The sequence below is a fragment of the Novosphingobium sp. TK46 genome (genome assembly GCF_055361525.1).
This window is the reverse complement of the sequence record NZ_CM143963.1, coordinates 741565-761089: the sequence shown is the minus strand read 5'-3', so window position 1 is coordinate 761089 and position 19525 is coordinate 741565. Positions and strand designations below refer to the sequence as shown.

At 64.8% G+C, this 19525-nt stretch carries 18 protein-coding genes; 14 read left to right on the top strand and 4 right to left on the bottom strand.

Going from position 1 to position 19525, the window contains the following annotated elements; all coding sequences use genetic code 11:
• Window positions 1–32 precede the first annotated feature (32 nt).
• The 5 genes from ACXJ1Z_RS03560 (at window position 33) to ACXJ1Z_RS03540 (ending at window position 5474) form a co-directional block, all read left to right on the top strand.
• Window positions 33–1199, top strand: coding sequence for an acyl-CoA dehydrogenase family protein (locus ACXJ1Z_RS03560; RefSeq protein WP_463779579.1), 1167 nt, complete (start codon window positions 33–35; stop codon window positions 1197–1199).
• Between the two features lie 110 nt (window positions 1200–1309).
• The gene (locus ACXJ1Z_RS03555; protein WP_463779577.1) at window positions 1310–2194 is read left to right on the top strand and encodes an HpcH/HpaI aldolase/citrate lyase family protein; all 885 of its coding nucleotides are present in this window, start codon (window positions 1310–1312) and stop codon (window positions 2192–2194) included.
• Window positions 2195–2197: 3 nt separating this feature from the next.
• Window positions 2198–3469 carry an acetyl-CoA hydrolase/transferase family protein gene (locus tag ACXJ1Z_RS03550; protein ID WP_463779576.1) on the top strand — a complete coding sequence of 424 codons (1272 nt, stop codon included), beginning with the start codon at window positions 2198–2200 and terminating at the stop codon, window positions 3467–3469.
• A gap of 2 nt (window positions 3470–3471) precedes the next feature.
• Window positions 3472–4239: an enoyl-CoA hydratase-related protein gene (locus ACXJ1Z_RS03545; RefSeq protein WP_463779575.1), complete on the top strand. Its 768-nt coding sequence runs from the start codon at window positions 3472–3474 to the stop codon at window positions 4237–4239.
• Between the two features lie 50 nt (window positions 4240–4289).
• Window positions 4290–5474 carry a BaiN/RdsA family NAD(P)/FAD-dependent oxidoreductase gene (locus ACXJ1Z_RS03540; protein WP_463779574.1) on the top strand — a complete coding sequence of 395 codons (1185 nt, stop codon included), beginning with the start codon at window positions 4290–4292 and terminating at the stop codon, window positions 5472–5474.
• Window positions 5475–5710: 236 nt separating this feature from the next.
• Here ACXJ1Z_RS03540 and ACXJ1Z_RS03535 read toward each other — a convergent pair whose 3' ends face one another.
• A complete protein-coding gene (locus ACXJ1Z_RS03535; protein WP_463779572.1) occupies window positions 5711–7543 on the bottom strand; it encodes a flavin-containing monooxygenase in 1833 nt (610 codons plus the stop codon).
• Window positions 7544–7638: 95 nt separating this feature from the next.
• Window positions 7639–8556: an SDR family NAD(P)-dependent oxidoreductase gene (locus ACXJ1Z_RS03530; RefSeq protein ID WP_463779571.1), complete on the bottom strand. Its 918-nt coding sequence runs from the start codon at window positions 8554–8556 to the stop codon at window positions 7639–7641.
• A gap of 230 nt (window positions 8557–8786) precedes the next feature.
• On the opposite strand from ACXJ1Z_RS03530, the gene ACXJ1Z_RS03525 reads away from it, so the two are divergent.
• The 3 genes from ACXJ1Z_RS03525 to ACXJ1Z_RS03515 are packed head-to-tail and all read left to right on the top strand — an operon-like array spanning window position 8787 to window position 12073.
• Window positions 8787–10382, top strand: coding sequence for an SMP-30/gluconolactonase/LRE family protein (locus tag ACXJ1Z_RS03525; RefSeq protein WP_463779570.1), 1596 nt, complete (start codon window positions 8787–8789; stop codon window positions 10380–10382).
• A 9-nt stretch (window positions 10383–10391) separates the two neighbouring features.
• Window positions 10392–10805: an EthD domain-containing protein gene (locus ACXJ1Z_RS03520; RefSeq protein WP_463779568.1), complete on the top strand. Its 414-nt coding sequence runs from the start codon at window positions 10392–10394 to the stop codon at window positions 10803–10805.
• On the top strand, window positions 10802–12073 hold the full coding sequence (locus ACXJ1Z_RS03515; protein WP_463779567.1) for an MFS transporter: 1272 nt from the start codon (window positions 10802–10804) through the stop codon (window positions 12071–12073). The genes ACXJ1Z_RS03520 and ACXJ1Z_RS03515 overlap by 4 nt, the downstream gene beginning before the upstream one ends.
• Window positions 12074–12150: 77 nt before the next feature.
• Here ACXJ1Z_RS03515 and ACXJ1Z_RS03510 read toward each other — a convergent pair whose 3' ends face one another.
• Window positions 12151–12666 (bottom strand): nitroreductase/quinone reductase family protein, encoded by a 516-nt coding sequence (locus ACXJ1Z_RS03510; RefSeq protein WP_463779565.1) that lies wholly within the window; start codon window positions 12664–12666, stop codon window positions 12151–12153.
• A gap of 171 nt (window positions 12667–12837) precedes the next feature.
• Here ACXJ1Z_RS03510 and ACXJ1Z_RS03505 point away from each other — a divergent pair, with 171 nt between their 5' ends.
• Together ACXJ1Z_RS03505 and ACXJ1Z_RS03500 are read left to right on the top strand one after the other, a co-directional pair.
• Window positions 12838–14196 carry an aromatic ring-hydroxylating oxygenase subunit alpha gene (locus ACXJ1Z_RS03505; RefSeq protein WP_463779564.1) on the top strand — a complete coding sequence of 453 codons (1359 nt, stop codon included), beginning with the start codon at window positions 12838–12840 and terminating at the stop codon, window positions 14194–14196.
• 13 nt (window positions 14197–14209) lie between these two features.
• Window positions 14210–15148, top strand: coding sequence for a VOC family protein (locus ACXJ1Z_RS03500; protein ID WP_463779563.1), 939 nt, complete (start codon window positions 14210–14212; stop codon window positions 15146–15148).
• Between the two features lie 26 nt (window positions 15149–15174).
• Here the strand turns inward: ACXJ1Z_RS03500 and ACXJ1Z_RS03495 are convergent, their stop codons facing one another.
• Window positions 15175–15639, bottom strand: a complete 465-nt coding sequence (locus ACXJ1Z_RS03495) for a TlpA family protein disulfide reductase (protein ID WP_463779562.1) — start codon at window positions 15637–15639, stop codon at window positions 15175–15177.
• 154 nt (window positions 15640–15793) lie between these two features.
• Between ACXJ1Z_RS03495 and argH the strand changes: the two genes are divergently transcribed.
• The 4 genes from argH to ACXJ1Z_RS03475 are packed head-to-tail and all read left to right on the top strand — an operon-like array spanning window position 15794 to window position 19485.
• Window positions 15794–17167: an argininosuccinate lyase gene (argH, locus tag ACXJ1Z_RS03490; protein WP_463781159.1), complete on the top strand. Its 1374-nt coding sequence runs from the start codon at window positions 15794–15796 to the stop codon at window positions 17165–17167.
• Between the two features lie 5 nt (window positions 17168–17172).
• Window positions 17173–17421 carry a hypothetical protein gene (locus tag ACXJ1Z_RS03485; protein ID WP_463779561.1) on the top strand — a complete coding sequence of 83 codons (249 nt, stop codon included), beginning with the start codon at window positions 17173–17175 and terminating at the stop codon, window positions 17419–17421.
• A gap of 5 nt (window positions 17422–17426) precedes the next feature.
• The gene (lysA, locus tag ACXJ1Z_RS03480) at window positions 17427–18686 is read left to right on the top strand and encodes a diaminopimelate decarboxylase (RefSeq protein ID WP_463779560.1); all 1260 of its coding nucleotides are present in this window, start codon (window positions 17427–17429) and stop codon (window positions 18684–18686) included.
• Window positions 18687–18699: 13 nt separating this feature from the next.
• On the top strand, window positions 18700–19485 hold the full coding sequence (locus ACXJ1Z_RS03475; protein ID WP_463779559.1) for a precorrin-2 dehydrogenase/sirohydrochlorin ferrochelatase family protein: 786 nt from the start codon (window positions 18700–18702) through the stop codon (window positions 19483–19485).
• Window positions 19486–19525: the final 40 nt, after the last annotated feature.

Sequence of the window (19525 nt, the reverse complement as noted above, 5' to 3'; positions counted from 1 at the left end):
CGAAGAACCGCTCGGAGCAGAGGAGCCGCAACGTGGATTTCGCCTTCAACGAAGACCAGCAGAATATCCGCGAAGCCGTGCTCAAGCACTGCTCGCAGTTCAGCGACGAGTACTGGCTTGAGAAAGATCGCTCCGGCGAATGGCCGGTCGAGTTCCATCAGTCGATGGCAGATGCCGGTTGGCTCGGCATCGCCATGCCCGAGACGGTCGGTGGGGCGGGTCTCGGCATAACCGAGGCTGCGGTCATGCTGCAGGCGGTGGCCGAGAGCGGTGGTGGCATGACTGCCGCGTCGTCGATCCATGGTCCGGTGTTCGGGCTGGAGCCGGTGATCCTGTTCGGCACGCCCGAGCAGCAAGAGCGCATGATTCCGCCGATTCTATCTGGCGAGGAAAAGATGTGCTTCGCGGTGACCGAGCCCAATACCGGCCTCGACACGACCAGCCTCAAGACGCGCGCGGTGAAGGTCGACGGGGGCTACAAAGTCACCGGCGAGAAGATCTGGATCACCAACGCCCACGTCGCCGATCGCATGCTGCTGATCGCGCGCACCACGCCGCTGGACGAAGTGAAGCGCAAGACCGACGGGCTGACGCTCTTCTATTGCAAGCTGGACCGTGACGCGATCGAGCACCGGTTGATCCCTAAGATGGGCCGGCACGCGGTGGGCTCGAACATGCTGTTCATCTCCGACTTGTTCATCCCCGAAGAGGACCGCATCGGCGCCGAAGGGCAGGGCTTCAAGATTCTGCTCCAGGGACTCAATCCCGAGCGCGTATTGCTGGGCGCCGAGGCGACGGGCCTGGGCCGGGTCGCGATCGACAAGGCTTCTCGCTATGCCCGCGAGCGTGTGGTGTTCGGCCGTCCGATCGGCCAGAACCAGGGCATCCAGCACCCGCTCGCCAAGGCGTGGATGCAGGTCGAGGCCGCCAGCCTGATGGTATTCAAGGCCGCCAGCCTGTTCGACCAGGGCAAGGACTGCGCGGTGGAGGCGAACACCGCCAAGTACCTCGCCGCCGAGGCGGGCTACGAGGCCTGCATGACCGCGGTGATGAGCATGGGTGGCATGGGCTATGCGCAGGAATACCACGTCGAGCGCTACTTGCGCGAAGTGATGATCCCGCGCATCGCGCCGGTGAGCCCGCACCAGATCATGAACTACATCGCCGAGCGCGTGCTCGAATTGCCGAAGTCTTACTGACGACGGCAAAGGAAGCGATCCCGGGCTTGATCCGGGATCGCTCTTCATTAAGCGCGGTGCCTCAAGGTACGCGATCCCGGCTTTCGCTTGGGATGACGAGGGGAATAGCCATGCACCACGAACCCAGCACCGCCCGCTCCTGGCTGTTCGCACCCGGCGACAGCGAGAGAAAGATGACCAAGGCGATGCAGGGCGATGCAGACATCGTCCTGATCGACCTCGAAGATGCGGTGACGATCGACGCCAAGCCCGCTGCGCGACCGCTGGTGCACGACTTCATCAAGGCCAACCGTGAGCAGCGCCACCGCCTGTGGGTGCGGGTCAATCCGCTGGACGGTCCGTTCACCCTGCTGGACCTCGCGGCGGTGATGCCCGCACATCCCGGCGGCATCATGCTGCCCAAGGTCTATGGCCGGCAGGATGTCGAGACCCTCGACAAGTACCTGTCCGCGCTGGAAGTCGCCAATGGAATCGAGGAGGGCTCCACGCCCGTCATCGTCCTGATCACCGAGACCGCCGAGGGCATGTTCCACACCGGCGCCTACAAGGGCGCGCCGCGTGTCGTGGCGCTGACCTGGGGCGCCGAGGATCTGGCCGACTCGATCGGCGCCAGTTCGAACCGCAACGAGGACGGCTCCTACAGCTTCACCTACGAACTGGCGCGCAGCCTCACCGTGCTGGGGGCCGCCACCGCCGGCGTCAGCGCGATCGAGACGATCAGCGCCGACTTCCGCGACCTCGAAGCCTTGCGCGTCCGCGCCGAGAAGGTCCGCCGCGACGGTTTTCGCGGCATGATGGCGATTCACCCGGCCCAGGTCCCGGTGATCAACACCGCCTTCACCCCGACCGAGCAGGAGATCGCCGACGCACAGGAAGTGGTCGACGTGTTCGCTGCCAACCCGGGCGTCGGCGCGATCGGCTGGAAGGGCGGCATGCTCGACCGGCCCTACCTCGCGCGCGCCGAGCGATTGCTCAGGCAGGCGGGCAAGCTCTAGATCATGGCTACTGTCGTGACGCCCGAGAACCTCGACCTCACGCAGTATCTGCGCCGGGGCGACCGCATCGTCTTCGGCCAGGCCTGCGGTGAGCCCACCACGCTGATCGAGACGCTGATCGCCCAAGGCGCCGCCGTCGGCGATCTCGGCGCGTTCATCGCCACCAGCTTCTCCGGCCTGTTCACGCCCGAGACCGCCAGCGCCTTTCGCCTGTCCTCCATGGGCGCGATCGGTGCGTTGCGGTCGATGACGAAGGCACATGCGCTGGACGTGATCCCGGTTCACGTCAGCCAGGTCGCGCCGCTGATCGCGTCCGGGGCGATGCCGTGCGACGTGGCGATGATCCAGGTCAGCCCCGCCGACGCGGACGGCAACCATTCGTGCGGCCTGATCAGCGACTACGTGCGCGCCGCCGTCGACAAGGCGCGGGTGGTGATCGCCGAGGTCAACGACCAAGTTCCCTACGTGCCGGGCGAACTGGTCCCGGCCAGCGCGATCGACGTGGCGGTGCAGGTATCGCGCATGCCGGTGGAAGTTGCCGCGGCGAAGATCGGTCCGACCGACGAGGCCATCGCCCGCTTCTGCGCCGAGTACATCGGCGATGGGTCCGTCATCCAGACCGGTGTCGGCGCGGTGCCCGATGCGATCCTGCGCTTGCTGCTCGACCGCAAGGACCTGGGCGTGCATTCCGGCATGCTGGGCGACGGTCTGGTCGATCTCGCCGAAGCCGGGGTGCTGACCAACGCCCGCAAGGAAATCGACCGCGGCATCTCGATCAACGGCGCGCTGATCGGCACGCGGCGGCTCTATGATTGGGCGGCAAACAACCCGACGATCCGCATGACGCCGACCAGCTACACCCACGATGCTGGTGTGCTGGGGCAGTTGTCGCGGCTGGTGACGATCAACTCCGCGTTGGAGGTCGACCTCACCGGGCAGGTCAATGCCGAGCAATCGGGGGCCTCCTATCTGGGCGGCACCGGCGGCCAGGTCGATTTCGTTCGCGCCGGCGCTCGTTCGCCCGGCGGCGCGTCGCTCATGGTGCTTTCGGCAACGGCCAAGGGTGGCACGCTGAGCAAGATCGTGCCGCAGCTTTCCGGACCGGTCACGTCGGCGCGCACCGAGGTCGACGTGGTGCTCACCGAATACGGCGCGGCCGAACTCAAGGGGCAGACGCTGGCCGAGCGTGCCCGCCGGCTGGTAGCTATCGCGCATCCGGACTTCCGCGAGGAACTGGACAAAACGGCGTTCGAAATTGCGAAGAGGGGCTTCTGACGATGACCGACGCCGTCCTGTTCGATGCCCGCGCCGATGGCATCGCGATCATCACGATCAACCAGCCCGACACGCGCAACGCGCTGAGCCGTGCGGTGCGTGAAGGTCTGCGCGACGCATGGGCACGGTTCGAAGCCGATCCCGCATTGCGCATCGCCATCCTCACCGGAGCCGGGGACAAGGCGTTCTGCGCCGGTGGCGACCTCAAGGAGATGGTCGAGACCGGCATGACGGTGCCGCCGCGCGACATGTTCGCGCTGCCCTACGACTCGATTGAACTGACCAAGCCGACGATCGCCGCGGTGAACGGCCACGCCTTCGCCGGCGGCTGGATGATCGCGCAGGCGTGCGACTTGTGCGTTGCCAGCACCAACGCGAAATTTGCGATCACCGAGGTCAAGGTCGGGCGCGGGGTGCCGTGGGCCTCGCCGCTGATCCACATGATCCCGCAGCGTATCTTCATGGAGATCGTGCTGACCGGCAAGCCGATAGATGCCCAGCGCGCTTACGAGATCGGCCTGGTCAATCGTTTGGCGGAACCCGGTGGCGCTCTGGACGCGGCGATCGCATTGGCGCTCGAAGTGCTCGACGGTGCGCCCTTGTCGGTAAAGGCCGCGCGCGAGACGGTGATGCTGTCGACCGAGATGGGCCGCTCCGCCGCGCTGCAGGCGGCGCGTGCTGCGCATGAACTGACCTACAATTCGCACGATGCCCAGGAAGGCCCGCGCGCCTTCGCCGAGAAGCGCAAGCCGGAGTGGACGGGGCGCTGAACCCGAACGACGGCCTCGACGGCAAGGTTCGCCAAGCCTAGAGCGCCGCCATGCCGACCGAGCCACACACATACGACGCCATCATTCTGGGTGCCGGCGCCGCCGGGCTGATGTGCGCGGCGGTGGCGGGGCAACGTGGCAAGCGGGTGCTGCTGATCGACCACGCTCCCGAGCCCGGCCGCAAGATCGTGATCTCGGGCGGTGGGCGATGCAACTTCACCAACCTGCACACCGCGCCCGATCGCTACTTGTCCGAAAACCCGCATTTCGCGCGATCGGCCCTGAGCCGCTACACCGCGCAGGACTTCCTCGAACTGGTCGAGCGGCATGGCATCGCCTGGCACGAGAAGACGCTGGGCCAGTTGTTCTGCGATGGCTCGGCCAAGCAGATCGTCGCGATGCTGCTGGACGAGTGCGATCGGGGCGGAGTGACTCTGCGCCGCGATACGTCCATCACCGGGGTCGACCATGCCGACGGCCAGTACACGGTGACGTTGGACAGCGGGCAGGCGCAAGCCCCGGCGCTGGTGATTGCCACCGGCGGCCCCTCGATCCCCAAGATGGGCGCGACCGGCTTTGCCTATGATCTGGCGCGGCAGTTCGGCCTCAAGGTGGTGCAGCCGCGACCGGCGCTTGTGCCGCTCAAGTTGCCGGCCGAGGAAGCGCTGTTCCGTGAGCTGTCGGGGGTAAGCACGCACGTGGTGGCCAAGTGCGGCAAGGCCGCGTTTGGCGAAGCGGCGCTGTTCACCCACCGTGGCCTGTCCGGGCCGGCGATCCTGCAGGTGTCGAGTTACTGGCGGCATGGCGAGCAGGTCGCGATCGACTTCGTGCCGGATCGCAGCGACGGTTGGTTGCGGCAAGCCAAACGTGAGCGTCCGCGCGGTTCCCTGCGCCGGATCTTGGAAGAGGCCTTGCCCGCGCGTCTTGCGGAAGCCTTGACGGAACGGCTTGGCACGTCAGGAGAACTTGGCACCCAAACCGACAAGTCCCTGGCCGCTACCGAGGCCCAGCTATCGGCCTGGCCATTCGCGCCGGATGGGAGCGAGGGCTACGCCAAGGCGGAGGTGACCGCCGGCGGCATCGATACGCGCGGTCTTTCGTCCAAGACCATGGCGGCGACGAAAGTGCCCGGCCTCTATGTCATCGGTGAGGCTGTGGACGTCACCGGATGGCTGGGCGGCTACAATTTCCAGTGGGCGTGGGCGAGTGGAGTGGCTGCCGCGCAGGCGCTGTGAACGGCCTGCGCAGGCTTTGGGATAATGCCGCATTGTAACTTTACACTCGTCATCCCCGCGGAGACGGGGATCCATCTCCTGAACTCGCGTAAAAGGAGCCACCTGGAGATGGATTCCCGCCTTCGCGGGAATGACGAAGTAGGGAGGAGGGAGGCGACAGCTGGGCAATCAAGCTCGCAACGAAAACGCCGAAGGCCTTTCGACCACCGGCGCTCTTCGCATCATCTGAAAAAGACTCAGCTGTCCAGGCGCATGCCCGGCATGTTGCCGGCCTGGCGCCAGGCTTCCATCTTCTGCTGCCAGTTGTCCCAGCCCAGGCCCCAGCCGCGGAACAGGAACCACTTGGACTCCTTGTCGCCTTCGTTGGTGAAGTAGCTGGGTGTGCACTCGTTGAGGATCATCGAGAGGTCCAGCTCGTTTTCGCGGAACTCCTTGATGTAGGCGTCCTGGCCTTCCTGGGTGGGCTCGACCGCCTTGATGCCCTGGTTCAGCGCCTGCGAGATGATCCAGGCAGCATGGCGGCCCTGCTCGCCGAACTGCAGGGTGGTGTTGCCGTTGAGGCCACCCTGAACGTATCCGGTGAAGAACATGTTCGGGAAGTTGTGCGCCATCGTGCCGTTCAGCGTCAGCGGGCCGTCCGCCCAGTAATCGTAGATCGAGACGCCATCGCGCCCGACGATCTTTTCGATCCCCCAGCGGCGCTTGAGGTCGCCGGCCACTTCGAAGCCCGAAGCGAAGATCATGCAGTCGATCTCGTACTCCTGACCGTTCTGGATGAAGCCCTTCTCGGTCATCGCTTCGAGGCCGGCGGTCAGCGACACGTCGATCAGCTTCACGTTGGGGCGGTTGAAGGTGTCGTAATAGTCGTTGTTCGACAGCGGCCGCTTGCACATGAAGCGATAGTACGGCTTGAGCGCTTCTGCCGTGTTCGGATCGGCGACGATGGAGTCCACGCGGCGGCGCAGGCGCTCCATCACGCGGAAGTCCATCTGCTCGCGCTGCTTCATGAACTCGTTGAAGTCCATTTCCGGCCAGCCGGCTTCGTCGAATTCGGCGTTGAGGTTGCGGTTGATCTCGGTCCAGATGTCGCAGATCAGATCCTTGTCGCCGCGCGGGATGGTCTCGTTGGCGGCGCGCAGGAAGTTGGCCTGGCGCTCGCTCTGCCAGCCCGGCGTGAGCGAGGCGGCCCATTCGGGGTCGGTCTCGGGGTTCGGGCGCTCATCCACGCTCGAAGGCGTGCGCTGGATCACGTAGAGTTGCTCGGCGTACTTGCCGAGGTATGGGATCGCCTGGATTGACGTCGCGCCAGTGCCCAGGATCGCGACCGTCTTGTCCGTCAGCTTGTCCAGCACGGGCACGTTCCACTCGCCGCCGGTGTAGTCGAAGTCCCAGCGGCTGGTGTGGAACATCTTGCCCTTAAAAGCATGGATGCCGGGCACTGCGGGGAACTTCGGCGTTGACAGCGTGCCGCCGCACATGATGACGTGGCGGGCGCGGATGGTGTCGCCCCGGTCGGTCGAGACCAGCCAGCGCTTGATGTCTTCTTGCCACTCGAGACCGGTGATCTCGGTGTGCATCAAGCCCTTGTCGCGAAAGCCGTACTTGTCGACGATGGTCTGGATGTACTCGTAAATCTCCTTGCCGTCGGCGAACTTCCTGGACGGCAGCGTGCCCATGTCTTCCAGCAATGGCAGGTAGCAGTAGGCGTCGTTGTCGCACTGGATGCCGGGGTAGCGGTTCCAGTACCAGGTGCCGCCAAAGCCGCCGGCATGCTCGATGTGGCGAAAGTTGGTGACGCCCGCCTGGGTCAGGTGGAAGCCCGCGAGGATGCCGGTCCAGCCGGCACCCAGGATGGCGACGTCGATCTCCTCATCGATCCCATCGCGTGGCACCACCGGCGTGAACGGATCGTGGGCGCGGGTATCGTGGACCAGATGGTCGTTGGGCGAGGCATACTGCGCGCCGGTTTCGGTACGAATGCGCTTGTCGCGCTCGGCGGCATACTTGGCCTTCAACGCCGGGATGTCGATTTCTTCGACGGCAGGTACGATGGATTTCAGGCAGTTCATGTCCGGTCCCATTCTTTTGACAGCGACGCACGAGCGTCCGCCGATCTTACGACGGTGATGATCTGATTGCGGTTAGTTGTCAACAGTGTTGTTCATTAGTGCGCGGCGTTGCCGGTCTTCGTCATGGCAAAGCTGTAGGTGATGTGGTCCACGTGACCGTGAAGTCCGAAGTCGAGGATCTCGTCCTTGGAGAGGATCCTGGATTGCGCTGCCGCGACCTCGTCGATGGTCCAGGCTGGCTGGTACGCGCCGGGTGTTTCGGCGATGAACAGGCGTGAGATGCGTCCGCCGATCGAGGCGATCAGTTCCCCTGTCAGCGTGCAATCCGCGTGAGCCAGCCAGGCGACGGTCGGCGCGACGAGTTCGGGCCCCATCGGCGGGTATTGCGACACGTCGATACCCTCCGCCATGCGGGTGACCGCGCTGGGAACGATGACGTTGCATCGCACGTCGTGCTCCTCGCCTTCGAGTGCGGCGACGTTTGCCAGGCCGATCATGCCGGACTTGGACACCGCATAGTTCGTGACGGCCTTGTTGCCATAGACGCCACCGATCGAGGAGGTCAGGACGATGCGGCCATAATTCGCATCGAGCATATGGGGGAACGCCGCCTGGACGACGTGGAAGGCCCCCATCAGGTGCACGTCGACGACCGACTTGAAATCCTCGTAGGCAAGATCGCGTATCGTGCCGTAGCGAACATTGCCGGCGTTGTGAATCAGCACGTCGATACGGCCCCAGGTGTCGATCGCGGCCTGGATTATCGCGCGTCCGCCCTCGGGCGTGGCGACCGAATCGGAGTTGGCGATTGCCTCGCCGCCGGCGGCGCGGATCTCATCGACGACGCTTTGCGCCACGTCGGCACTGGGATCGTCACCGCGAAGCGCGCCGCCAAGATCGTTGACGACGACCTTTGCGCCCAGCGACGCGAGCAGCAGCGCGTACGACCGCCCCAGGCCCCGGCCGCCGCCAGTGATGACCGCCACGCGATCCTCGAATGTCAACTTGGCCATCAGGCGATCCTCTCTCGTCAGAGGCGCCCGCGGCGCCGTTATGCGGATGGCAACCGGATATGCGCACGCAAAGCATGTGGCAACCTATGGTATCGCCATCGACGAGGGGCATGGCGACGGGGGAGCGATACCTGCACCGCAACCTGAGGGTGCGTTGCACGCCGCGGGCACTCACGATACCACTCGGCGCCAAAGATTCGGCAGCCAAGCCGATGGAAGAGGTGTTACCGATGCTAAAGCCAGACGGCAGAAATCAGGCGGGCTTGCCAGCCAAGCCCGGCGAGGGCTGGGCGCTGCATCGCATGACGCGGGCCAGTCGCCTGCAAAGCGCCAACGGTATCCGCACCGGTGCCGATGGGCGTATCTACGTGGCGCAGGTCGCCGGCAGCCGGGTCAGCGCGATCGACGTGGACAGCGGCGCGATCGAGGTCATCAGCCCTTCCAGCGGCGGGATCGTCGGCCCCGATGATCTGGCCTTCGACGAACACGGCAATCTGTACTGTACCGAGATCACCGAAGGCCGTGTCTCGATGATGACACCTTCGGGCGAGTACAAGGTCATCCACGGAGACATACCGGTCGCCAATCCGATTACCTACCATCAAGGCCGGCTGATCGCGGGCGAGCTGCGCATGGGCGGTCGGATCATGGAGCTTGATCGCAATGGCGGCAGTCCTCGCGTCATCTACGAAGGCGTGCCGATGGCCAATGCTTTCGAAGTAGGCCCGGATGGCAAGCTCTACTTTCCGGCACAGGGCGCGAACGAGATCTGGCGCATCGGGCTCGATGGCGGCGAGCCCGAGGTGGTCGCAAAGGATCTGGGCGTTCCGGACTCGGTCAAGTTCCATCCCGACGGTTCGATCATCTCGACGCAGGTCTATTCGGGCCAAGTGCTCAAGATCGATCCGCGCACCGGGGAAAAGACCGTGCTGGCCGACATCAGCCCCGGCCTCGATAACGTGGCCTTCGTCGGTCAGCGTACCTTCGTCAGCCACATCAACGGTTCGATCACCGAGATCCTCGAACCGGGCAAGACCAAGCCACTGGTCGAGGGAGGACTGGAATGGCCGCTGGGCCTCGCGGTGGGCCCCAATGGCCATCTGATGGTGGCGGATGGCGGCTTCACCTATTTGCTGACGCCGGGCGATCATCTGCAACTGGCCGGTATGCTGTTCTCGCCCGGCTATCCCGGCTGGGTGCGTGACATTGCGTCGGCTGGCACCGACGAATGGGTGGTGACGACCGCGAATGGTGAAGTGGCGCGCTGGAATCCTGCCGAACAGGCGAGTGCAGTGCTTGCGAGCGGTTATGACCGACTGATGGGCGTGGCCGTCGGCGCTGGCGACCGCGTGGTGTTCGCCGAAATGCCGACCGGCCGTGTACTGTCAATCGAGGGTGGAGCGGTCAGCGAACTGGCGTCGGGTCTCGATCGGCCTATGGGCGTTGCCGTCGCCGATGATGGCACCGTGTTCGTAGCCGAAAGCGGGGCCGGGCGGATCGTCAAATTCGCTGGTGGCCGCAAGGAAACGGTGATCGATGGCCTTGGTCGGCCCGAAGGTATCGCGATCGCCGGTGGCACCCTGTTCATCGCCGATCCCGGCGCGAATGCCGTCGTCGCCTGCGATCTTTCGGGCGGGGCGCGTGAGACGATCGCGTCTGACGTGCCGATCGGTGGTCCCGGTGGTGCGCCCACCGTCCAGCTCGGCGGGGTAGGCGATCTGTGTGGCCCGATGAATACCTTCGTGGGCATCGCCGCGGCGCCGGACGGGACGATTTATCTGTCGGCTGATGCGGAAGGCAGCGTCCTGGCACTGCGCAAGGTCTGAGGGACGACGATGCTCAAGCAGATTTGCTTCTTTCGCAAGAACCCGACCATGACGATGGACGAGTTCATGGACTATTATGAGAACCAGCACTCCAAGCTGGCTCTCAAAAACGGCGCGAAGCCCGCAATCCCTAACGCCGTCCGCTACGTTCGGCGCTACTTGGTGCCTGAGCGAAACCCGATAACTGGTCAGATCCATGATCCGGGCTATGACTGCATCATGGAAATCTGGTGGAACAGCCGCGAGGATTTCGAGCGATCGCAAGCCATAATCAGCGATCCCGAGCGCATGCCGATGACCAAGGCTGACGAAGCGATCCTGTTCGCCAGCCACGAAAATCCGGTTTGTACCTGCATCGAATACGATTCACCGATGGGCCCCGCGGGTGAGAACACGCACGTCGAACTGCGTTACGGCAATTGAGCGCGACCGTTTCTGAGCAGGGGAGTGGATCTGCTTCGGCAGAGTGGCGCGCCTATCCGATGCTGCCGGTCGCGGCGGCGTTCGGCTATGCGACCAGCGTCATCCACATCTATGGCTTCGGCCCATACGTGGTGCCGATCACGACCGAATTCGGCTGGTCGCGCGTCATGGCGACGGCGGGGATCAGCCTCGCCACCATCGTCCAGGCCTTTTTCGGCATCCTGATCGGACTGGCGGTCGACCGCTTCGGCCCGCGCCCTTTCGCCTTGCTGGGCATCGTGCTGGTGCCGGCCGCTTTCGCCATCATCGGGACCGCTACCGGATCGAGTGCGAACTGGTACCTGCTGTGGGGATTGCTCTCGATCTGCGTGTTGCCGGTGCAGGCGACGATCTGGACCAGCGCGGTTGCGTCGCGCTTCACCGTCTCGCGAGGTCTCGCCTTCGCAGTGACTCTATGCGGTGCATCGATCGCGGCGTTCGTGTTCCCGTTGATGGGCAGCTGGCTGATCAGCCAATACGGCTGGCGCACCGCCATCGCCGCGCAAGGCGGCCTGTGGCTGCTGATCGCCTTACCCGTTATATTCGTGTTTTTCCGCAGCGCTTTCGATCGCGAAAAAGGCGTTCGGGGGCAGCGCGGTGAAAAGCCGGTGCCACGCGACTTGCCCGGCGCGACCTTGCGTGAGGGCATTCTCTCCAGCATCTACATCCGCCTGTTCGTGGCGTGCCTGCTCTTCACGTTCACGATCCTGGCGTTGGTGGTGCACTTCGTACCGATCATGACCGATCGCGGCGTCGATGCGGTGACCGCCGCCGGTCTCGCCTCGCTGATCGGCATTTTCTCGCTGATCGGTCGCCTCACCACCGGTTTCCTGCTTGACCGGTTTCCTGCCTCGCTGGTCGGCGCGGTAGTATTCCTGCTGCCGGTCGGAAGCTGCCTGCTGCTTTTGCTGGCGGTAAGTTCCTCCGTCGCGCTGGCCGTGGCGGCGATCCTCATCGGCCTCACGCTGGGCGCGGAGATCGACGTCGTCGTCTATCTGCTCAGCCGCCATTTCGGCCTGAAGAACTTCGGTGGTCTGTACGGCGGCTTGCTGGCGGCGCTATCGATCGGCACGGCGGCGGGGCCCTTGGCCGCGTCGGCGGTATTCGACCGTACCGGCAGCTATGCACCGTTCCTGTGGGCGGTGCTGGCCTTCATGGCGGCGAGCAGCATCGCGATCGCCACCCTGCCGCACAAGGCTCGTGACTGGAGCAAGCCCGCCGGGGCGTGACCTTACGCTTCATGTCCGCCCACGCATCGTCATCGCCGCTCTTACAGCAATGACGATGCGTGGGCGGGCGCGATGTCCTAGAACTGACGCGTGCCGGTGGCGTCACTCGCCTTGAACACGTCGATCTCTTCGACCGCCTTCATCATCACAAGCGGGATCCGGCGTTCGGTCGAGGCCTGATAGCTGGCGTAGAAGGGGTGGCAGTCGACCACGAAGTTCCACACCTTCTCGCGCTCGTCCCCTTCCGGCTCGCGCCAGGTGCCCCGGAACGCCTGGGTCGCGACCTGGAACTCGATCTCGCTGGCTTCGCGGATGTTCAGGTACCACGCCGGGTGCTCGTCCGCTCCGCCCTTCGAAGCGACGATCACCACTTCGCCGCCAATATCGGCGTAGCATAGCGGGGTGATGAACTCCTTGCCGCTTTTGCGCCCGGTGTACTTGATCATGCAGTGAGTCGCGAAGTTGCGCCCGCCGACCGGCGTGATGTCCATGATGTGGCCTTTGGCGCCGCGGGATTCCAGGTACATCTCGCGGTGTTCGGTGACCCAGTCCTTGCGTACTTCGCGGATCGCAGCCGACGTGTCGTCACTCATGGGATAGTCCTCTCGTCCATTTGCGTTTGCGCGAACCTTGCCCATCTAGAAGCAAACGCCAAGCCGGCTTTATACGATCGCCGGGGCGGTAGGCGAGCAGGTTTGCGCTGTTCGGCGAATGATGGGATAACCGCACACCATGACCGCGCGGATGAATGAGGACGTTTGAGAATGGGTGATATCGGCAAGATCGTGCAGGCGGCGGAAGACCTCACCACCACGGTGAACATTCCCGCAGAGGCCTATACCTCACCCGAATATGCACGGGCAGAGCAGGATCGGTTGTGGCGCAAGGTATGGCTGCAGGCTGGCCGCATCGACGACATCGCTGAAGTCGGCAGCTACATCACGTTCGATATCCTTTCCGACTCGGTCATCATCGTCCGCACCGGGCCCGACACCATCAACGCGATCCACAACGTCTGTCCGCATCGTGGCCGCAAGCTGGTCGACGTGCCGGCCGGCAAGCGCAACGCCCGCGGCAAGCGTCCCAACTTCATCTGCGGATACCACGGCTGGACGTTCGACCTCGAAGGCAAGAACACCTACCTCGAGCATCCGGACGACTGGCAGGGCAAGCTGTGCGACGGGCTTGCCGACGTCGGCCAGGTCAAGGTCGAAAGCTGGGGCGGGTGGTTGTGGATCAACCTCGATCCCGAAGCGGGCCCGCTCAAGGATTACCTCGATCCGGCGATGACCATGCTCGATCCTTACCAGCTGCAGAACATGCGCCCGCGCTGGCGCAAGTGGGTGGTCTTCGAATGCAACTGGAAAGTCGCGATGGAGGCATTCGCGGAGACCTATCACGTCAACACTACCCATCCCGAATTCATGGAGTTCGGCCAGTTCCGTGGCTGGGCGCGAAACCAGGGATTGCATTCCAACATAGGCTACGAGGCCCCCAAGGGTCAGGAAGAGGACTCGGGCAAGCTACGCCTAGGCACTGGTGAAGATCCGCGCGTCACGACTGCGGAAATGCAGAACTTCACCTGGGCGAATGCGAACACGAACACCACCACCACGCTGGTTGCGGTGGCCAACCGCCTGAAGGACGAACTGCCCGAGGGTACGCCCGCCGCCGAAGTGTCCAAGTACTGGATCCAGACCGCACGGGCGGAGGACGAAGCGCGCGGCGTGGTCTGGCCGACGGTCGAACCGCAGCACACTTCGCAAGCGGGAACAGCTTGGCAGATCTTCCCGAACTTCCAGATCGGTCACGCCGTCAACAACATGCTGTGCTACATGGCGCGCCCCTACAAGGGTGATCCGGACAAGTGCATCTTCGAGGCAGCGGTGTACGAACTGTACCCCGAAGGTGAAGCGCCCGCGACGGATTGGGAGTACACCGAGCCGGCCGATTGGCCGCCGGTGCTGCAGCAGGATTTCAACAACATGGCTGCGGTGCAGCAAGGCATGAAGAACGTCGGGTTCCGGGGCGCGCAGCCCAACCCCTACATGGAACGTTCGATCGCCAGCCTGCACATGAACCTGGCGCGGTTCATGGGCTCTGGTTTCCCCCAAAGCTACTGAGGGTCGGATCGGCATGGCGATGATGCCGATCGCCCACATCAGCTGGGCGCTTGCCGACAATGCGCAGCGCCCGGCTTGCGATGGGTTTTTCCAGGACGTTTTTGGCGCGCGTGCGGTGTACGAGATGCTGGAAACGCCAGCGACGGCCGGTATGGGGCTTGATCGCGAAGAAAGTCTGATGATGGTGGGCGACACCATGATCATCCCCATCGCGCCGGCTGGCGATGGCACGCGCGAGACGTCGGCGCTGGGCAACATGCTGCGTCGCTCCGCTGCGCCGATGCGCTGGATCGGTGTCGCCTTGAAGGTCGCCAGCCTGCCCGAGGTCGACCAGCGGCTGCGTGCTGCCGGGTTCGATCTTCACTACGATCCGGGCATGGAGGCGGCGTACTGCCTTATCGCGCGGCATCAGGCGCTCGGGATGCGGATCGAGTTGCTGGCACAGGACCTGCCCAACGATCCACGCCGCGATCCGGCATGGCGGGACGATCCGGCCCGCAACCCGCTCGGGATCGAGGGGCTGCAAGCGATCGGGCTGTCCACGCCGTCGCTCGATACGGCACGCACGATCTTCGCCGATCGGTTGGGCTGGCCGGAAATCGGTTCGCGTCATCTTGCCGAGGCTGACGCGGATTGCGCCGCCTTCTTCATGGGCGATACCGTGCTGGAAGCCATGGCGGGTAGCGACGAGGACACCGCCGTCGCCAGGCACGCGCGCGATATCAAGGGGATCTACAACCTCGTCTTCAAGGTTCGCGATGCGGTGGCTGCGGCCGAGGTGCTGCGTGGCCGGCGCCTGGACCTGATCGGCGACGTGTCGGCGCGCTTTGCGATCGATCCAGGCCAGGCACATGGCCGCTTGATTTGGCTGACGGAGCAGACACCATCGGGCTATCCGGCCGTGGGCTCACGCATGGGCGCGTTCGCGCCAGGTTTCGGGACCACGTCTTAGCCCAATGACGCTTGATGCTGGGCCTCTCAGCGCGCCTCGCCGATCAGGGTGAGCGCCTCGGCATTGGTCCAGATCTTGCCCCCCATGAAGCGCCAGACTTCGCGGCCTTCCGAGTTGTAGAGGATCGTCGTCGGCAGGGTCTGCACCTGGTACTTGGCGCCAAGCTCGCCCTTGGGATCGATCCACGGCTCTAGGTTGTCCCCACCGCGCTCCTTGATGAAAGCGGCGACCTTCTCGGTTCCCGTCATGTCCTGCGACACGGTCAGCACTTTGAGCTTGCCCTCGCGGATGTCGACCAGCCGGTCGAGCGTAGGCAATTCCACGACGCAGGGCGCGCACCACGTCGCCCACAGGTTCACCAGCGTCGGCTTGCCGCGCAACGAGGACAGCGCCAGCGTCTTGCCGCTCGCATCCTTGAGCGTCATCTCCGGCATCGCTTCGCCTTTATGCGATCGATCGATCGTCCCGGACAGCTTTTCGCTTGTGGGCATCTCGGAAGGGTTAGGGTCCGGTTGCACAGCCTCGGGCGTTTGCTTATCGCAGCCCCCGACCATCAGGGCACAACCAAGGACGGCAAGCTTGAGCGAACGGGACATGAGCAAGGGCGAGGCCTCCGGGGCAGATGTGAGCCAAACGGGCAATCAGATGTGGGGCGGGCGCTTTGCGGAAGGGCCCTCGGCGATCATGCGCGAGATAAATGCCTCGATCCCGTTCGACAAGGCGCTGTGGAGGCAGGACATCCGCGCCAGCAAGGCGCACGTCGCGATGCTGGGCGCGATGGGTATCGTTGCCGGCGACGACGCGGTTACGATCGAACAGGGTTTGGATCGGGTCGCGGCCGACTACGAGGCGCACGGCGTACCCGAGGACTGGAGCCTCGAAGACATCCACATGACGACCGAGAGCCGACTGGCCGAACTGATCGGTCCCGTCGCCGGGCGCCTTCACACCGCGCGCAGTCGCAACGATCAGGTCGCGACCGATTTCCGCCTGTGGGTGCGCGACGCAATCGACGAAGTCGATGCCGGATTGCTCGCGCTGCAACGCGCGCTGGTGACTCGCGCCGGCGAACATGCCGATAGCATCATGCCCGGCTTCACCCACTTGCAGACGGCTCAGCCGGTTACACTGGGCCATCATCTCATGGCCTATTACGAGATGATCGCGCGCGATCGATCGCGGTTCGCCGACGGACGCAGCCGCCTCAACAAGAGCCCGCTGGGCGCCGCGGCGCTGGCTGGCACCGGCTTTCCCATCGATCGCGAGATGACCGCGCAGGCGCTCGGCTTCGATGCACCGACCTCGAACAGCCTCGATTCGGTCTCGGACCGCGACTTCGCTCTCGATTACCTGATGAGCGCGAGCCAGTGCGCGCTGCATCTCTCCCGCCTGGCCGAGGAGTTCATCATCTGGGCAAGCCAGCCGTTCGGCTTCGTCGCTTTGCCCGATTCGCTCTCCACCGGCAGCTCGATCATGCCGCAGAAGAAGAACCCCGATGCCGCCGAATTGGTGCGCGGGCACTCGGGGCGGATCAGCGGTTGCCTCGTTTCGCTGATGATGACGATGAAGGGCCTGCCGCTCGCCTATTCCAAGGACATGCAGGACGACAAGCCGCCGGTGTTCGAGGCGGCCAGCCTGTTGGCGCTGTCGATCGCGGCGATGACCGGCATGGTCGCCGAGACGCGCTTTCGCACCGATCGGATGCGCGCTGCCGCCGAGCTGGGCTTCGCCACCGCCACCGATCTGGCCGACTGGCTGGTGCGGCAGGCCGACATACCCTTCCGCGAGGCGCATCACATTACCGGCGCGGCGGTGAAGCTGGCCGAAAGCCGCGGAGTGGCTCTGGATGCCTTGCCGCTGGAGGATCTTAAGGCCATCGACAGCCGCATCGATACGCGCGTATTCACGGCGCTCTCAGTCGAAGCTTCGGTCGCCGCGCGCAAGTCGCATGGCGGCACGGCGCCGGACGAGGTAAGGAAGCGCGTGGCCGAAGCCCGCATGGCCCTGGGCCTGGAGTGAGACAGATGCGCATCCTGATCGCCATTGGCCTGCTGGCCGCTCTTGCTGCGTGCGGCTCGCGGAAGGATCTGGCACTGGAGCAGGGGCAGAAGCTGCCGCCGGCGCCTTATGGTCGCGCGGTGCAGCCTACCGCGTCGGAACTGCTCGATCCGCCGCCGCTGGCCATCCCCGAGCGCAGCGTGGAACTGCGTACCCGATCCGAGAGACGGGACGACGATCCCTTCGATCTGCCACCACCTGATCGCGACGACTGAGAACCATGGATCATTTTGCATTGAGAGACGGCGCGCTGCACGCCGAAAACGTCGCGCTCGCCTCCATCGCTTCGGCGGTGGGGACGCCGGTCTATATCTATTCGCGCGCCACGCTGGAGCGTCATGCCCGCGTCTTTAGAGAGGCGCTCTCGGCACTGCCACGCGTACATCTGGCGTTCGCCGTGAAGTCGAACCCCAACCTTGCCGTGCTCAGGCTGCTGGCGCGTGAGGGCTATGGGGCCGATGTCGTCTCGGCAGGCGAGATGCACCGTGCGCTGGCCGCCGGAATGCCGGGAAGCGACATCGTGTTTTCCGGTGTAGGCAAGACCCGGCACGAGATGGGCGAGGCACTGGATGCAGGGCTTGGCCAGTTCAATCTCGAAAGCGAGGAAGAGGGCGTCGAGCTGGCGGCGATCGCCGCAGCGCGCGGCACGGTCGCGGTCGCGACGCTGCGCGTCAATCCCGATGTCGATGCCAAGACGCACGCGAAGATCTCGACCGGTAAATCGGAAAACAAGTTCGGCGTGGCTTACGATCGTGCCGCGCAGATCTATGCCCGCCTGGCGGCGCTGCCCGGTTTGACCATGCGCGGCCTCGCCGTCCACATCGGCAGCCAGATCACCGATCTGGAGCCATCGCGGCTCGCTTTCGTCAAGATGGGCGAACTGATGCACGCGATCCGAGCACAGGGCCTGAGCGTGACGCACATGGATCTGGGTGGTGGCCTTGGCGTACCCTATCGCCTCGGTGAGACGCTGCCCGGGCCGGCGCAGTACGGCGCGATGGTGGCCGAAGTCACGCAAGACTGGGATGCGACCATCATGTTCGAGCCCGGCCGGGTCATCACCGGCAACGGCGGCGTGCTGGTAACCGAGGTGATCCGCGTGAAGCCGGGCGCGGTGAACCCGTTCGTCGTGGTGGACGCGGCGATGAACGATCTGGTCCGTCCGGCGATGTACGATGCCTGGCACGATTTCGTCGCGGTGCGGCCTTCGGGTGAACGGATGACCGCGAACATCGTGGGTCCGATCTGCGAAAGTTCGGACACTTTCGCGATGGCGCGCGACATCGATACGGTGGCGGCCGGCGACCTAGCGGTGTTTCGCACCGCCGGTGCCTATGGCGCGACGATGGCGAACACCTACAACAGCCGCGCGCTGGTGCCGGAGGTGATGGTCGATGGCGACAAGTGGGCGATCGTCGCCGACCGCATCGAACCTGCCACCATCCTGGCCGCCGAGCGCGTGCCGGAATGGTTGGCATGAGCTTGTCCGCGCGATGATCGCGAACCTGCCGCTGTTTCACCGCATCGCCGGCCAGCCCGTCATCGTGCTGGGGGTGGGCGAGGCGGCGGAAGCCAAGCGGCGGCTGGTCGAGCGGGCGGGCGCCATCGTCATCGACGATTTGCAGGAGGGCATCGACAAAGGCGCACGTCTTGCCTTCATCGCGCACGAGGATGCGGGCTCGGCCCAGTCGGATGCGATCCGTGCGCGCTGTGCCGGTCTGCTGGTGAACGCCGCCGATCGTCCCGAATTGTGTGATTTCACCGTGCCGTCCCTGCTGGACCGCGCCCCGGTGCTGATCGCGATCGGTACGGGCGGCGCGTCGGCCGGGCTCGCGAAGCAGCTGCGGTTGCGGCTCGAAGCGCTGCTGCCGCAATCACTAGGGGCGCTGGCGGATACGCTGTTCGCGATGCGGGGGGCCTTGCGCCAACGCTGGCCGGATGCCGGCGACAGGCGCCGCGCGCTCGATGGTGCGCTTGGCGAGGGTGGTGTCCTCGATCCGCTGTCAGACGACAGCGCGACGCGCGTCCCCGGCTGGATCGCTGGCGAGGCCGGCGCGATCGAGCCCGAGAACGTCGAGATCGTTTTGCGGAGTGCCGATCCCGAGGATCTCACCTTGCGCGAGATGCGCTGGCTCGGCGCAGCGGACAGGATCGTGCACGAACACGGAGTGCCGGCGCAGGTACTCGACCGGTCGCGCGCGGACGCCACGCGCATCGCGATCGCCGCCGGCGAAAGGTTGACGGGCTCGCAAGGCCTGACGGTGACGATCCGTACCTGATCGAATCGACCTGATGACGGGCAGTTGCAAGTCGTCCGCA